This window comes from Bacillus sp. FSL R5-0820 (genome assembly GCF_038593385.1).
Taxonomy (GTDB): domain Bacteria; phylum Bacillota; class Bacilli; order Bacillales; family Bacillaceae; genus Bacillus; species Bacillus altitudinis.
In genome coordinates this window covers 897,727-913,002 of sequence record NZ_CP151991.1, presented here as the reverse complement: position 1 = coordinate 913,002, position 15,276 = coordinate 897,727, and the positions used below count along the sequence as shown (strand labels likewise).

General features: G+C 40.3%; 14 protein-coding genes. 4 read left to right on the top strand and 10 right to left on the bottom strand.

Annotation, left to right across the window (positions count from 1 at the left end):
- Positions 1-29: 29 nt before the first annotated feature.
- A complete protein-coding gene (locus NST15_RS04635) occupies positions 30-3,392 on the bottom strand; it encodes a CheR family methyltransferase (protein WP_342498905.1) in 3,363 nt (1,120 codons plus the stop codon).
- A gap of 143 nt (positions 3,393-3,535) precedes the next feature.
- Between NST15_RS04635 and NST15_RS04630 the strand changes: the two genes are divergently transcribed.
- Positions 3,536-4,180 (top strand): spore coat protein, encoded by a 645-nt coding sequence (locus NST15_RS04630; RefSeq protein ID WP_342498904.1) that lies wholly within the window; start codon positions 3,536-3,538, stop codon positions 4,178-4,180.
- Between the two features lie 29 nt (positions 4,181-4,209).
- On the opposite strand, the gene NST15_RS04625 is transcribed toward NST15_RS04630, so the two are convergent.
- Complete coding sequence (locus tag NST15_RS04625; RefSeq protein ID WP_017366908.1) at positions 4,210-5,085, bottom strand: hypothetical protein; 876 nt, start codon at positions 5,083-5,085, stop codon at positions 4,210-4,212.
- Between the two features lie 156 nt (positions 5,086-5,241).
- Positions 5,242-5,748 (bottom strand): YhcN/YlaJ family sporulation lipoprotein, encoded by a 507-nt coding sequence (locus tag NST15_RS04620; RefSeq protein WP_008349054.1) that lies wholly within the window; start codon positions 5,746-5,748, stop codon positions 5,242-5,244.
- Between the two features lie 153 nt (positions 5,749-5,901).
- Between NST15_RS04620 and NST15_RS04615 the strand changes: the two genes are divergently transcribed.
- Positions 5,902-6,318, top strand: a complete 417-nt coding sequence (locus tag NST15_RS04615) for a hypothetical protein (protein WP_024719940.1) — start codon at positions 5,902-5,904, stop codon at positions 6,316-6,318.
- 34 nt (positions 6,319-6,352) lie between these two features.
- Here NST15_RS04615 and NST15_RS04610 read toward each other — a convergent pair whose 3' ends face one another.
- A complete protein-coding gene (locus NST15_RS04610; RefSeq protein ID WP_268416760.1) occupies positions 6,353-6,733 on the bottom strand; it encodes a hypothetical protein in 381 nt (126 codons plus the stop codon).
- A 94-nt stretch (positions 6,734-6,827) separates the two neighbouring features.
- On the opposite strand from NST15_RS04610, the gene NST15_RS04605 reads away from it, so the two are divergent.
- Positions 6,828-7,919, top strand: a complete 1,092-nt coding sequence (locus tag NST15_RS04605; RefSeq protein ID WP_008349059.1) for a diguanylate cyclase — start codon at positions 6,828-6,830, stop codon at positions 7,917-7,919.
- A 211-nt stretch (positions 7,920-8,130) separates the two neighbouring features.
- Positions 8,131-8,331: a cold shock-like protein CspB gene (cspB, locus tag NST15_RS04600; protein WP_008349061.1), complete on the top strand. Its 201-nt coding sequence runs from the start codon at positions 8,131-8,133 to the stop codon at positions 8,329-8,331.
- A 112-nt stretch (positions 8,332-8,443) separates the two neighbouring features.
- On the opposite strand, the gene NST15_RS04595 is transcribed toward cspB, so the two are convergent.
- The 6 genes from NST15_RS04595 to NST15_RS04570 all read right to left on the bottom strand — a co-directional run bounded on the left by NST15_RS04595 (position 8,444) and on the right by NST15_RS04570 (position 15,213).
- Entirely contained in the window at positions 8,444-8,803 is a 360-nt protein-coding gene (locus NST15_RS04595; RefSeq protein ID WP_008349064.1) for a hypothetical protein, read from the bottom strand.
- A gap of 13 nt (positions 8,804-8,816) precedes the next feature.
- Positions 8,817-9,341, bottom strand: coding sequence for a flavodoxin family protein (locus tag NST15_RS04590; protein WP_007497041.1), 525 nt, complete (start codon positions 9,339-9,341; stop codon positions 8,817-8,819).
- A 17-nt stretch (positions 9,342-9,358) separates the two neighbouring features.
- Positions 9,359-10,978 carry a DHA2 family efflux MFS transporter permease subunit gene (locus NST15_RS04585; RefSeq protein WP_017366903.1) on the bottom strand — a complete coding sequence of 540 codons (1,620 nt, stop codon included), beginning with the start codon at positions 10,976-10,978 and terminating at the stop codon, positions 9,359-9,361.
- A 39-nt stretch (positions 10,979-11,017) separates the two neighbouring features.
- Complete coding sequence (locus NST15_RS04580; RefSeq protein WP_007497037.1) at positions 11,018-11,650, bottom strand: HlyD family efflux transporter periplasmic adaptor subunit; 633 nt, start codon at positions 11,648-11,650, stop codon at positions 11,018-11,020.
- A 363-nt stretch (positions 11,651-12,013) separates the two neighbouring features.
- Positions 12,014-13,177, bottom strand: a complete 1,164-nt coding sequence (yhbH, locus tag NST15_RS04575; protein ID WP_007497035.1) for a sporulation protein YhbH — start codon at positions 13,175-13,177, stop codon at positions 12,014-12,016.
- A 140-nt stretch (positions 13,178-13,317) separates the two neighbouring features.
- Positions 13,318-15,213, bottom strand: coding sequence for a PrkA family serine protein kinase (locus tag NST15_RS04570; RefSeq protein ID WP_017360374.1), 1,896 nt, complete (start codon positions 15,211-15,213; stop codon positions 13,318-13,320).
- Positions 15,214-15,276: the final 63 nt, after the last annotated feature.

Here is a 15,276-nt window from a genome sequence, read left to right as displayed (position 1 = left end):
GACTGGATGGATTTCGTGTAAAACTTATCTCAATTACTTGGAAACGTAATAATCACACGTGTCCCTTCAAAGCTTTTGCTCTCAAAACGAATGGTACCGCCATGGCTTTCAATAATCTTAATGGTCATCATTAATCCAAGACCCGTGCCTTTTTCTTTCGTTGTGTAAAAAGGTTCACCTAATTTCCCAATCTCATCTTCTGGTATGCCCTTTCCTTGGTCTTCAAATATCAGCATCATTTGGTCGTTTTTCAATAATGAAGTCACTTGGATCACACCTGTTACTCCATCCATCGCTTCAATTCCATTTTTAAGAATGTTAAGGAACACTTGTTTTAGTTCATTTGGAATGCCTTGAATATGAGGCAGAGAGGGAGCCAGATTCTTTTGAATCGACACTCCTTTTAAGACCGCCTGAGATTCAACGACCATAATGACTTCTTCGAGCAGAAGATTCACATTCACCGGTTCAAATTTAACAGATTTGCTTCTAGAGAGCACAAGGAACTCGTTAATAATAGACTCAAGCCGATTAAACTCTGACATCATCACATCGGCATAATCCTTCTGATACTTTTTACTTTGAATCATTAGCTGTAAAAAGCCTTTTAACGACGTAAGTGGGTTACGTATCTCATGGGCAATACCAGCTGCAAGCTGTCCAACTGCTGACAGCATTTCAGACTTCATCAGCATTTTCTCAGACTGTTTTTGACTTGTAATATCCTCTGAAATCCGCATGACAGTAGACTGCATTTTGTCAGGGTCATCGATTCGGTGTAAAGAGACTCTTTCCCATCGCTCACGCCCTGATAAGTCCTGAAAATACAACTCACCTGTCCAGCTGCCCTCTCTTAAACACACGTCCCATTGTTTCGCTAGATCATCACATTGACACAACGCATAATAAACAGAAAAAATATCTTTTCCGATCAAGTCATATTCATGCTGCTGTACAAACTGACAAAAGCGCTGGTTGACACACTGAATGACACCTTCTCCTGTTGCAACCACAATATGAATATGGCTGTTATCAAGTGCTGTCACCGCAAGATGAAGAGCCTGCTTCAATTTCGTCATTTCGGTCATTTTGATCCAGGTCATCACTGCTCCCTCGCGATCTTGATCATAGAAAGGCGTCATATGAACCGTGAATTGTTCTCCTTCGTTCGTTTCAATTTCACGTTCGATCATGCGCCTATCTGAAATGACAGATTGAATATCATGATAGAGCATTTCCTTCGATAGCTTCTTCACCATCGACTGAAAAGTTTGCTGGTGCCGGGTTTGAGCTGAAGTAAATAAAGAGGCAGCTGTAGGAGTGTGATAGCGAATATTCATTTCCCGGTCCACAAACAACGTGGCAAGCTCTGGCTTCACAGACGGCCGGTACAGTTCTTCTCTTGTCACCTTTAAGTTGTTTATGATATTAATAAAATGCTCGTTTGTTTTCTCGCGCACTTCTATTTGCTTGTTTTTTTCTTTTAATTGAGCCCTTGCTTCTTGCTCCTTTTGTTTGACCTCATTGAGCTCATTTTCTAAATCGACAATTCGCTGTTGATAAACCGAATTCTGCTCTGACATCCCTTTGTCCCTGCCGTTCTTTTGATTTTTTCCTCTCTCACTCATCCGAATGAGAATGACGTATACTCCTTTAAAACGGCGATCAAAATGTTTCACTGTAAAATCAGCATACTGCTTTCTGCCATTTTCCGAAATGAGGACATGTTGAAAGACAACCTCAGTCTCTTCAGTCCACACCTTTTGAAAGCTTTGACTTAGTATCTCTTTCATATAATCAGGGGTTACATATTCACATAATTCATCTGAGACTTCTGCATGCGCTAAGAAAGAATAGGCACCGTTTGATATCGCGAGAATTTGCTCGCAATCGTCTATGATGAAACATGCATCATACTCCTGCTCTACTTCTTTCATATATTGGACAGCTCGTTCTTTTAACTCCGTACGACCTGCATTGTATTTAGGAACGTTTGAGTGGGTGTAAATGTTCCACTTTTCATTTAACAAATGAAATAAACGAGGGATATTGGGTACCTTTTCATTCGGTCCTAATATCAACATCCCTTGATCCTTTAGTGCATATTGGAATCGAGATAAGACTCGTTTTTGTACTTCTGGCTGGAAGTACATCAGAACATTTCGGCAACTGATAAAATCGAGGTGGATAAAAGGTGAATCGATCAATAAATTGTGAGGAGCAAAGACAATATGTTTTCTAAGCGACTGCTTCACAATAAAAGCGTCACCTTTTTTTTCGAAATATCGCGCCCTCCATTTTTCTGGCATCCGTGCCATAGACTCAAGCGAATAAACACCTTTGCTTGCACTTTGGATGGCTTTCCGGTTGATGTCTGTTGCAAACACTTGAAGTTCAATGGACACTTGTCTTCGTTTCATTTCTTCTAAAAATAACATCGCAAAAGAATAGGCTTCTTCACCTGTAGAACATCCTGCAATCCAAATGCGGCATCGAGATTTCCCATTTTTCATTGTGTTTTCAATGATCGACGGAATGATGTGATGTTCACATACTCGAAAGGCTTCCATATCTCTAAAAAAGGAAGTCGTTCCGCTTAAAAGCTGTACATGCAGGCGATCAAGCTCATCTGGTTCTCTCTCTAATAAACGATCGTACTCGGACAATAAGGAGATCGATTGGTTCGCACTCCTCATTCTTTTTTGAATGACAGAGAGCAGCCTGCGCTTCTCATAGGTTGAAAAAGCAATTCCTTTATGCATTTCAAGACGTTCAATCATTCTGATCAAAACAGGGTCTGCAACATCTGTATGCGGAATGTTGATGATGTTGGCTATATATGACGCAAGTGCAGAAGGGTCTTGAAATGTTTGATGATACATACGATCAAACCCACTATTTGTCTCACTGCACGATATGGCTGTACCGCCTTGCTCAACGATTTGAAGCAAGCCACTTCCTACACAATAGCCTTTTTGAAAAAAGATCGCATAGGCCTCTTCCTTTTGCACATTGGCAAGTGACTGAAACAACGAATTTACAGCACACGCCTTGTTCGTAGGATGCTGCTCTGTTATGTGTAGCCGTTTGTCTTCTGTCAATGTCACAGCTGCATGCTGCGGACAAACATAAATCGTATTTTTCATGACTTTCTCACCATGCTTAATCGGCTTTGCCCGGTAGCCAATCGGTAAAACAAGTGCTTCCAAATCAGTTACACAATCGCCTGTCACATGATTTTGCACAACAATAAAAGAGGCATTTAATTCATGCGGAAATGATTGAAAAAAAGCCTCAAGATGATGCTGTTCAAACGGCGAAACACCGATGCCAATCACTGGTGCCTGCACATGTTCGTCTTCTATCAAACGATTAATGATTTTGTCCTGCATCTGGTACCCCCATGTTCATTCGTCTGATACATTTTTTCGACAAAAAGGAAGAAAACCCTCTAATTGTAAATAATGTTTTTGCATGAAAGGAGGAAAACTTCCTCACATTAAAACAGACTGTATAAACAGAAGGAGGATTCTTTATGCAAAACGATCAGCAACCAAACGTTCAAGGACATGCCCAGCAGCCCCAATTCAATCATGGCGGGCATGAGTTATTTGATTTACATGAGGTATTAGCAGGGACCATTAATATTTTGGATCAATACATGATCTTTCGGCAATTTATCCAAGATCCCGCATTATCCGACATGTTAGATCGACAATATCAATTTGTATTGTCCCAGTACAACGTCACGGTAGATTGCTTTTCTACTGGTCAAAAGCCTAGTGAAGAAACATCTACTTATATGATGAAAGAACAGACACAGGTGACATACGGAATAAAACCATCTCAGCCTAAGAAGCCTAATCAATCAATACAGGATGTAAAAGATGCGGGAATTACAGGGCATATGCTTGGTCTTATGAAATCTCATGCTGGATTACTCTCAATGACTGCATTAGAGGTCACAAACCCTGTGGTGCGACGTGTGCTTGCAGCGCAAATCCCGAACTTTATTGAAATGGCGTATGAAATTTTCTTATATCAAAACAAACATAGCTATTATCAAGTTCCGCAGCTTACAGCTCAAGATATGCAGGCGATGACGTCTACATTTGCCCCTATGCAGGGACAGGTGCAGATGCCGCCAAGCAAAGCCAATCAGCAAAAACCGCTTCATTAACCAAAAACAACGGCCGACCTATTTACAGGTCAGCCGTTGTTTCTTTGATAATTCAGTTTAAATTGCTCTTCAAAATCTGTGAGACGTTGTCCTGTCGCTTGTTCAAACCCTCTATCAAAACGACTAGTTTTCGCCGTTTCCTCCATGATCTCATGTATGACATCTCGTCCATAAAGCTGCACAAGCTCATAGATCATATAGTAGCTTTGTAAATAAACATCTGTCTCATACGTCGTGCGAGATTCTTGCCAGTCTTGATCAGAATAAAGAGATTTAAAAGGAATGACGTCAAACCGTTCAGACGTGGCGTTCAGCACATCATAGGCCGTCCATTCTGCTGTTCCTTCATGGAACCAAAGGGGAAAGACGACTGGAGATACATTGTATGCATGCACCTTTTCATAGAAAACAAAATGGGCATACTCATGAATGAATAACGTGTTGAAAAAGTATAAAGGCAGTGTCTCTTTCTTCAACAATTCTTCCCGTTTATCTGGGTATAATCCAATCATATGATCAACATCAGAATAAAAACCTGTAATATGCTTGATGCCGGCAAATTGCTCAATCGTTTCTTTATCATCAAAATAAATGATATCTAACGGTTTGTCAGCTTCATACTGAAACACTGACATCGTTCTCTTCTTTGCCTGTTCCAGCGCTTCTATGGTCAGATCGACAAAGGCGCCCTCATCCTTTGCATAGTAGATTCGAATATGTTCATAGACTTGCTTATTGAGTCCTTCCGTTAAGACCGTTTTAGGCGACGAATACTGCTCTAGATATTGCCCTGTCAGCTGGAACGCTACATAAATCAAGTACGCAGTGAACGCATAAAAAATCAAACCTGCTGCAATCATTCCGCTTACAAGTTTTTTATGAATTAATGACGGTTTTGCTTTCATTTACTCCCCACCTGAATTCATCCTGCAACCTCTTTCTCTTTCTATGAAAAAACAAAGATCAACAAGAGGTGATATATTTTTTACTTTATGCAGTCAGGTGCGCAAGGTGCGGTTCCAAACAAAAAAGCCGCATATGACATACGGCTTTTGTCGTAGCTATTTTGATTCAGGGAAAACACGTCGAACCGTTTCAGTAAACTCGTCGAAGAATCCTGAAATTGGCTCTCCACTTCTAATACGTTTTCCGTACCCTGCCATACGATCGACAAAGTCTGGATTAGCAGATACATACACATTATCAATTTGTTGATCCGTCGATTTGACTTTGTCAGAAATTTTCTTTTTCAAATCGTCTGTTACATCTCCGCTTTTATTGCCTTCAAGCACGACAGCAACAAATGCATTTTTCCCTGTGACAAGTACGTTCGCTGTTTTCACTTCAGACATGTTGGCAACAAGCTCTGATGCCTTATCTGCCACTTTCACCTTCTGAGGTGTTTGTACATTTGGTTGATCCTGTCTCATGTTGTCGTTCTTATATGTGACATTTTCGTACTGTCGTTTCATTGTTCCTCTTCGTTCATCGCCTTGATTGTTCATTCCACACCCAGCAGTGATCAATGTTGGAACGAGTAATAAAGATAGCATCCATTTCTTATTCATCAATTGATTCCCTCCTTTTGCTCATAGGTTTTTCATCCAGCAGACTTTTTATGCACACATCCTCTATTTCAGCAATGAATTCATAAATCAGCCTTGATTGGTCATCCTAAACATGATGAAGAAGTATCATCACGATCAAATGGAGGGATTCGTTTGTTTAAAAAGAGAAAAGGTATGAGTACTGGTGCAATGATCGCAGCATCAACAGCCATCATTGCATTATTTTCACCACTATTACGGAGAAGACTAAGCAGCATGACTCAAATGAATTTGTCCTCAATGATGAAAGGCAAAGATCAACACCATCATGAGTCATCTCGTCATGAGTCCCATTCACATTCACGTAAAGACTCAAAAGGCACAGCTGAAGTAGGACAAATGATCAAGCAGGCATTCACCGCTGTCCAGCCTAATGAAACAAGCCAGCATCAAACATCATCGAAAACATACCAAACCCATCAGCCGCCGAGAGAGTCTTACGCCCAGTCTCTTCACATTGATGAAAGTGTCATGAATGTAATGGATGATGAATCTATTCAGCAAGTACTCAATGACATCGAGCACAAATAACTAAAACAGGAGCCTTTTTTCAGAAGGCTCCTGTTTATTCTCCCGAAAAATGCTCTTTCACCATGATGCAGAAGGAAGGCAAGAAGGTGATTTCGATCGTGATAACAAACCGTTCCACACCATCTAATAGTATCAACAGCTCTTTTTCATGCTGCCGATCCTTTTTTATTTCTACATGTCGCACAGTTTTAAAGGCATATACTCCTAAAACGGATGCGTCCTTTTTTCGAACAGCCTTCAAAGAAAATTCTTGTACTCCAAGAGACATCGTCACCACAAATCGCTCTTCCTCATTCTCAAACCGAAACGTTAGATCTTGATATTCAATGGGCATATCTCGTTCAAATCCTTCATCAGGCCACGTCTCAAAAAAAGAAAGCCAGTTCGTTCGATCTGGAAATTGTTTTCTCCTCATTTTAAACCCCTCATAAGTGAAATTTTTATTAATTATCTTGTTTCCCCTTTTCTTTTGCAACAAATTTTAGTAATTTTAAAAAGGTGATTTTATTTTGCTAAGAGACCTCTTTATTAATTTAACAATTCTTGTCACTTTCCATTATTTATTGATGCTTGTGTTTAAAGAGAATTTTTTAAAAAAGGAAGACACCCTGCTCAGACAAATTTTTAAAGGAATGATTTCTGGGTTACTCGGTGTCCTCTTAATGTTTTTCTCTATTAAAGCAGGACCAGCCATCATCGATTTAAGACATATCCCCCTTATTTTAACGGCATTTTATGGAGGCATTGCACAAACGTTCATTGCAGCCTGTGTGATCATTATTGGCCGATTATTAATCGAAGCCAATGTCGCTTCTTTCATTAATATTTTTTCCATGATATTTATCGCCACAGCTTCTTTTTTAATTGCTGAGCGTCATATCAATCACGTCGTAAAAATGCTGTTATCTATTACCATGAGTAACGTCATTGCGACGATTTTATTTATCATCATCGTCAATGAAAGATCGTTTGAACTGCATACTGCCTATTGGATTTTCTCGTATATTGCCGGTTTATTTAACTTTTATGTCATTGAGCATCAAACAAAAGCGTATCAGATGTTAAATTTGTATAAATTCCAAGCTCATTATGACTTTTTAACTGGTGTTTTAAATAAACGGAAATTCGATGAAATATTAAGTGATGCTTTTTCTCTGAACTTAAAGCAACCTATCCATCAAATGTCCTTGATTTACCTAGACATCGATTATTTCAAAACCATCAATGATCAGTATGGACATCATGAGGGAGATATCGTTTTAAAAGAAATCGGAACAAGGCTGATTAAGAACACAAGAAGCTCTGATTATATTGGGCGGATCGGCGGTGAAGAATTTGCTGTGCTTTTACCGAATTGTTCCGTTGAAAAAACATGGCAAATTGCGGAACGTTTACGAAAAAAAATGGCGGATCACCCAATTTATTTACAAAACGGAACATCGATTCACATTACGGTGTCAATTGGCTGTGCTTATGATGCAGGAACAAGTGAAAACATGAAACAATTACCGATTATTGCAGACCAGGAGCTCTATAAAGCGAAGCAGTCAGGCAGAAACCAAGTGAGCTTTTCTGGACGTAAAAGAGAACACTTAACATAGGCTTTTTCCTCAATTTGTTAGCGCTAATTATTTTTAAAAAAGTTTTCGTATAACAGTTGTTTTTTCCCGCAAACACTGGTAAAGTAAAGGTAATTATTTTTGTTCGTATCATCTTTAAGAAGAAAGTTTTGAAAGAGTTTTCGTCTTTGAAGTTTGTGTAAGAGCAAGAATAGTGAATTTAAGCGTTAAGATCGCTTTAGGAGGAAATTTCATGTTAGAAGGTAAAGTAAAATGGTTCAACTCTGAAAAAGGTTTCGGATTCATCGAAGTAGAAGGTCAAGACGATGTATTCGTTCACTTCTCTGCTATCCAAGGCGAAGGCTTCAAAACTTTAGAAGAAGGTCAATCAGTTTCTTTCGAAATCGTTGAAGGTAACCGTGGACCACAAGCTGCTAACGTTAACAAAGCGTAATTTAAGAGCATCTGCTCTTTTAGCACTTTATAGAGTGAAGGAAAACCGCTCGGCTTATGCCTGCGGTTTTTTTGTGTAATAAAAAAAGAGAACCTGACAAGAGGTTCTCTTTTTATTTGTCCTTCTGCTTTAGTTTCTGTAAAGCAGAACGATACATATCATCATTCATTTTCGTCTCTGGTTCTTCTTCTTTGACAGGTGGTTCTGGCTGTTTAAACTTTTGAAGCGCCTGTCTATAGAAATCATCACCTAACGCAGCATCATCTGTCTGAGAAGGCTCTGACGCTTTTTCTTCCACTTCAGGCTCTACAGGTCTCGCCGCAACTTCTGGCTCGCTATGCGGCACGTCAGGATGATTCGATACATCTTCTTTGATCTCTTCCTTCTCGGCCGAAGCGTGTCTGACATTGAACGCTACTAATCCGATAATGACTAGAACAGCAGCTACTAACGCTACAATAATCGTCGCCAAAAGAACCCTCTCCTTATCGCTTAAATGACGCAGTGACTGATGCTACACGTCTTCCTAATGCTTTCCCTAGCTCAATGCCTTCTGAAGAAATCACTTCATCAGAATCAATCGGGCACGTCACACCTGCTCCATAATAAGAGCCGTATAACGCATTTTCTGGAACATTTCCAGGAAGGCCGACCACAAGCATCCCTTGATGGAACATTGGCGTAATCAAATTATGCATCGTCATTTCTAATCCGCCGTGTGTTGTTGCAGTGGTACAGAAAACGGCACCGACTTTATCGATGAGTTTTCCTTCTGCCCATAAATACCCAAGACGGTCAATCCATGTCTTTAATCCAGAACTAATGGTACCAAAGTGACCAGGGCAGCCCCAAATGATTGCATCCATTTGATCAAGCTTGCGGATATCCGCATCTTTCACATGATCAATGAACACTTCAGCTTGCTCTGTTTCACCTGCGCCAGCTGCAATCGCTTCTGCAAGTGCTTTTGTATGGTCACCTTCACTATCGTATACGACATAAATTTTCATGTACGGTCCCTCCACACTTATCTTGCATCTTGGTTTGCTTCCTTAGGTGCTGGAAGCAATGTCATTTCTTGTTTCTTATCCTGCTTTTCTTTTCGCTTTTTATCCTTACGTACATCTCGCAGGAACAAGCTGAGAATCACACCAGCTGCACAGAATAATGTCACCCACATGTAAGCATCATTGATGCCCATCACATTTGAATCAACTTGTGCTTTCGTAAAGAGCTGGGTCGACACATATTTTTGAGCAGCTTCTGCTGTCATGCCCATATGGTGCATCACATTAGAGACAGCCGCCTGGAATGAATTCATAAAGAACGGATCAGCTGTATTCGTTTGATCTGCCATATTAGAATAATGGAATGTCGTGCGATTTGTATAAATCGTCGTGATCAAACTCGTACCGATCGAACCACTGATTTGTCTCAGTGTATTTGACATCGCTGTACCATGACTGTTTAAATGCTGCGGTAATTGGTTCATCCCAGCAGTCATGACTGGCATCATTAAGAGTGACATACCAAAGGCACGTACTGCATACATGAGCACAATGTGACTATAAGATGTATCAATCGTTAGCCTTGTAAACTCGTATGTGGTGACAACTGTAATCAGCATCCCCACAATGGCAAGTGGACGAGGTCCAAATTTATCAAACAAGATCCCTGAAATTGGGGACATAATGAGCATCGCAAGTGCCCCTGGAAGCATTAATAGCCCCGATTGCAATGCAGTAAACCCAACGAGGTTCTGTAAATAGATCGGAAGTAAGAACATCCCAGTGTATAAGGCAACGGTAATAATAATGTTAATAACACTTGATAATGAGAAAATGCTGTATTTAAACACGCGGAAATCAAGCATCGGATTATCCGCTTTTAGCTGTTGGAAAATAAAGAGAATGATCGCAATCGCACCAACAATAATCGTAGATAGAACAATTGGATCTGTCCATCCATCACTTCCCGCTTCGCTCACCCCGTATAGAAGCGAAGCAAAACCAACGATCGACAGAATCGCACCAAGGCTGTCCAGCTTGATTTTTTTAGGCTCTACAATATTTTTAAACATAAAGAAAGCCGCGATAATGACAATCGCACCGATTGGTACAAGTCCATAAAACATAATACGCCATGAATAGTGTTCAATAATATAACCAGATAACGTTGGTCCGACAGCTGGCGCAAACATCATCGCAAGACCAAAAATCCCCATTCCTTTCCCTCTGTTTTCTGGAGGGAAAATAAAAAGGATTGTTGTCATGACGAGCGGCTGTAAGATACCGCCACCGACTGCCTGAATCAAACGACCAATCAGCATCGTAGAAAAGTTTGGCGCAATACCGCAAATAAAGGTCCCTAGTGTAAATGAAATCATCGCCACGAGGAATAAGCTGCGCTGGCCAAAACGCGTGATTAAAAACGCAGATAACGGAATGAGCACACCGTTGACAAGCATGTAGCCTGTTGTAAGCCACTGAATTGTCGTCGCACTCACATTAAATTCAGTCATTAAATGGGGCATGGCTACGTTCAAAAGCGTTTGGTTTAAAATCGCTACGAACAAACCGGCCATTAAAATGATCAGTAAAGACAAGGAGCCTGCTCCCTGTTTTGTCGCTGCAGGTTGATTTGCCATCTCAGACAACCTCCTTTCATTTTTTGATATCAGTCATCATTAAGATGAAATTTTGACAGAAGCATTCATACCTGGAAGTACTTTGTCAGATGGATTTTTAATTGAAATTTTCACTGCTACTTTTTGTGTCACTTTCGTGTAGTTACCACTTGAGTTTGTTGCTGGCAGCATATTGAATGTTGAGTTTGTTGCATAACCAATTTGTTCAACTGTTCCTTCAAATGTTGTATCAGGATCGCCGTCTACAACGATGTCCACTTTGTCGCCTTTTTCAATGTTCTTAATGTCTGTTTCTTTAATATTCGCTGTAATGTAAAGCTTGCTTAGGTCAATCGTTTCACCAAGAACTGTCCCAGGCTGCACTTGTTGGTTGTTTTGTACTTCTTTTTTGACTAATGTGCCATCAGCCACTGCTTTAATGTTTGTTTTTGCTTCTCCTTCAACTTTTGCAACTGTGCTGTCTTTTTGCACTTCGTCACCTTCATTGATGTCCCAGCCTTTGATTTGTCCAGCTGCTGGCGCTGTAATTTGGTACATGTCACCTGTCACTTTTGCTTCATCTGTTTTTACGAAGTTTGTGCTTTCGTAGTAGTAATAAGCACCTCCGGCAATAATGGCAAGAATCACAATAAGGCCAATAATATTCGTTAGCAATAAACGCCCTCTGTTCATGTTTTGTTTCTCCTTTCATGTATAAAAATATAGTGTCATCTGCTTTAGCAAACTTAGAATGCCCATCATCTGACAGATTATGAAACAAGCTCATAGAGCTGCCTGTTTCCCCTTTTTCTACTCTGCTGAAAATGGTGTGCAGCCCATTTATACTTATTGTTCACTTATGAGCAAAAAGCAGAAAAAGAAGAAAAGACGATCGGCATCTTTTTTTGAAAAACTTATATTTAACAAGATTAAATATTAATAAATGAAAATTGAAATGTCAAAGAGAAAGTTTTACTTTTTTTCTGGTGATCCCTTCCTTCTCCACACAAAAAACCTTTCAGCCCTTATGCTGAAAGGTTTTTTTGAATGTTCTCTTTAAGAAAGAACTTCTTCCTGCTGAAAAAATTTTTTTAATGCGAGAAAAACGTCTGATTTTTGCTTCAAAATATAATGCTTAAATTTCTCATCCTGAATATGTTTGTATGCTGACATTAACGTAGAATGCCGATTATATTGATTCACTTCACCATAACAAAATAAATTGGCTTTTTTCATAATTTCAGAAACGAGCTTCACGCACCGTGCATTATCAGAGGTCAAATTGTCACCATCAGAAAAATGGAAAGGATAAATATTATATCGTGACGGAGGATATCGTTCGTCTATGAGCTCTAGTGCCTTTCGATAGACAGAAGAACAAATGGTTCCCCCGCTCTCTCCCCGAGAAAAGAAGTGCTCCTCGTCTACGACCTTCGCCTCTGTATGGTGGGCAATGAATTCGATCTCGACTGTCTCATACTTTGTCCGCAAGAAACGTGTCATCCAAAAGAAAAAGCTTCTCGCCATATATTTTTCCCAAAGCCCCATACTTCCGCTCGTATCCATCATCGCTAGGACAACCGCTTTTGATTCTGGTTTGGTGACTTCATTCCACGTCTTATACTTAATATCCTCTGGATAAATGGGATAAAAGGAAGGGCTTCCTGTCATGGCATTTCGTTTAAATGCTGACAGCATTGTTCGTTTTTTATGGATATTACCGGTTAACCCCGTTTTGCGAATATCATTAAACTCAATTTCCTCGACAACGATATCATCAAGTTCCTTTTGTTTAAGATTTGGTAGCTCCAGCTCACGAAATAGCGCTTCCTCTAAATCCATTAATGAGACTTCTGCTTCGTAATAATCATCACCGGCCTGATCTCCAGCACCTTGCCCCTTTCCCTGCCCTTGCTTACTGTCAGATCCATCCCGAGCGACCACATCGCCAACCTGGCTGTCTCCATCCCCCTGACCTACATGCTTATTCTTATCATAGTTGTACCGAATTTTATATTCATCTAAAGAACGGATCGGAATTTTGACCACATCTTTGCCATTAGACATAATGATGCTTTCCTCTGTGACAAGATCCGGCAAATTGTTTTTAATCGCCTCTTTGACTTTTTTCTGATGACGCTGCTGGTCATCAAAGCCTTTTCGATGGAGGGACCAGTCTTCCTGAGACACAATAAACTGACTTTTTTCTTGCCGGGACATCCATCCCCCTCCTCACCTTTTTGGACAATTCTTGTACCCATCGATTCCATTATCGTATGCTGCTCGTCGTCGAAATGACGATGATTTTTAAAAAAGACATTACCGGTGCTAGTTTGCGCCAATAATGCCTCCTTCATTTATTAACGATTCAGAAGACTGCCTACATATTTTAAGAGTTCATTTGCACTTGTAGAATTATAGCCATGCTCATCAATCAATCGCGCCACTACTTCATTGACCTTTTTCAACTGTTGCTCATCCGGCGTTTTTGTCGATGTCGTAATTTTCACGACATCTTTCAAATCGGCAAAGAGCTTCTTCTGAATAGCTTCTCGTAATCTCTCGTGAGAATTATAATCAAAGCGTTTGCCCTTTCTCGCATAAGCCGAAATCCGAATGAGGATTTCTTCTCTGAATGCCTTTTTGGCGTTTTCAGAAATGCCGATCTGTTCCTCAATTGAACGCATGAGCTTTTCATCAGGATTCATTTCTTCACCTGTTAACGGATCACGCAGTTTGTTTTTATTGCAGTACGCCTCGACATTATCTAAGTAATTATCCATGAGAGTTTTCGCAGACTCCTCATAAGAATACACAAATGCCTTTTGAACTTCCTTCTTCGCCATATCGTCATACTCTTTTCGTGCGACAGAAATAAAATTCAAATAACGTTCCCGATCTTCACTTGAGATCGATGGATGCTGATCGAGTCCTTCTTTTAAGGAACGGAGGACATCCAGTGCATTGATGGATTCCATGTTCTTTCGAATAATGGTGGATGAAATGCGGTTAATGACATATCTCGGGTCAATTCCGCTCATTCCTTCGTCATGAAATTCCTTTTTCATCTCATCAATATCAACAGATTGGAAACCTTCGACACTTTCCCCATCATACAGTCGCATTTTTTTCACCAAATCGATATCAGACCGCTTCGGCTCTTTCAGCCTTGTCAAAATAGAGAACATCGCAGCCACCTTTAGCGTATGCGGTGCAATATGAACATCTGAGACATCACTTTCTGAAATCATCTTATGATAAATACGTTCTTCCTCTGTCACCTTTAAATTATAAGGGATCGGCATCACAATAATTCTTGAGTGTAAAGCCTCGTTCTTTTTATTCGAAATAAATGACCGGTACTCCGTTTCATTCGTATGTGCAACAATCAATTCATCCGCACTAATCAACGCAAAACGCCCCGCCTTAAAATTTCCCTCCTGCGTTAATGAAAGAAGATGCCATAGAAATTTCTCATCACACTTCAACATCTCCTGAAATTCCATCATTCCACGGTTCGCTTTATTGAGCTCTCCATCAAACCGGTACGCACGCGGGTCTGACTCTGAACCAAATTCAGCAATCGTTGAAAAATCAATACTTCCTGTTAAGTCGGCAATGTCCTGAGATTTCGGATCAGACGGGCTGAAGGTACCAATGCCGGTCCGTTTGTCCTCTGAGAAAAAAATTCGTTCCACTCTCACATCCTCAATGCGGCCGCCATATTCCTCTTCGAGCCTCATCAAGTTCAAAGGTGATAAATTCCCCTGCACACGTATGCCGTATTCTCTATAGAAATCCTCCCGCAGATTTTGCGGAATAAGATGAAGCGGATCTTCATGCATTGGGCAGCCTTTAATCGCATAGACTGCGCCATGATCTGTTAGTGAATACTCTTCCAGCCCTCTTTTCAGCCTTGTGACAAGCGTCGATTTCCCGCCGCTGACTGGACCCATTAACAATAAAATACGCTTTCTGACATCTAAACGTTTAGCCGCAGGGTGAAAATACTCTTCCACTAGCCTTTCCAATGATTCCTCTAATCCAAAAAGCTCCTGATCAAAAAATTTGTAGGTTCTGACCCCATTCTCCTCTTCAATCCCGCTGTCCTTAATCATATGATAAACGCGAGAATGAGCAGATTGAGCGACAAGTGGATTTTCTTTAATAATATCTAAATATTCGCTGAATGTGCCTTCCCATTTCAGTCGCTGCTCTTCTTCTCTGTGCTGTTCAATTTTCTTTAAAATATCCATATGAACCTCCTCTTTCAAGATTGAAGCTAGAAATCAGATACTGTTTTACAATCTATGCGGAGG

What these genes read in the sequence shown, in the direction of transcription:
- NST15_RS04635 (WP_342498905.1), bottom strand. Translation starts at nt 3,392, where the DNA reads ATGCAGGACAAAATCATTAATCGTTTGATAGAAGACGAACATGTGCAG.
- NST15_RS04630 (WP_342498904.1), top strand. Translation starts at nt 3,536, where the DNA reads ATGCAAAACGATCAGCAACCAAACGTTCAAGGACATGCCCAGCAGCCC.
- NST15_RS04625 (WP_017366908.1), bottom strand. Translation starts at nt 5,085, where the DNA reads ATGAAAGCAAAACCGTCATTAATTCATAAAAAACTTGTAAGCGGAATG.
- NST15_RS04620 (WP_008349054.1), bottom strand. Translation starts at nt 5,748, where the DNA reads ATGAATAAGAAATGGATGCTATCTTTATTACTCGTTCCAACATTGATC.
- NST15_RS04610 (WP_268416760.1), bottom strand. Translation starts at nt 6,733, where the DNA reads ATGAGGAGAAAACAATTTCCAGATCGAACGAACTGGCTTTCTTTTTTT.
- cspB (WP_008349061.1), top strand. Translation starts at nt 8,131, where the DNA reads ATGTTAGAAGGTAAAGTAAAATGGTTCAACTCTGAAAAAGGTTTCGGA.
- NST15_RS04590 (WP_007497041.1), bottom strand. Translation starts at nt 9,341, where the DNA reads ATGAAAATTTATGTCGTATACGATAGTGAAGGTGACCATACAAAAGCA.
- NST15_RS04585 (WP_017366903.1), bottom strand. Translation starts at nt 10,978, where the DNA reads ATGGCAAATCAACCTGCAGCGACAAAACAGGGAGCAGGCTCCTTGTCT.
- NST15_RS04580 (WP_007497037.1), bottom strand. Translation starts at nt 11,650, where the DNA reads ATGAACAGAGGGCGTTTATTGCTAACGAATATTATTGGCCTTATTGTG.
- yhbH (WP_007497035.1), bottom strand. Translation starts at nt 13,177, where the DNA reads ATGTCCCGGCAAGAAAAAAGTCAGTTTATTGTGTCTCAGGAAGACTGG.
- NST15_RS04570 (WP_017360374.1), bottom strand. Translation starts at nt 15,213, where the DNA reads ATGGATATTTTAAAGAAAATTGAACAGCACAGAGAAGAAGAGCAGCGA.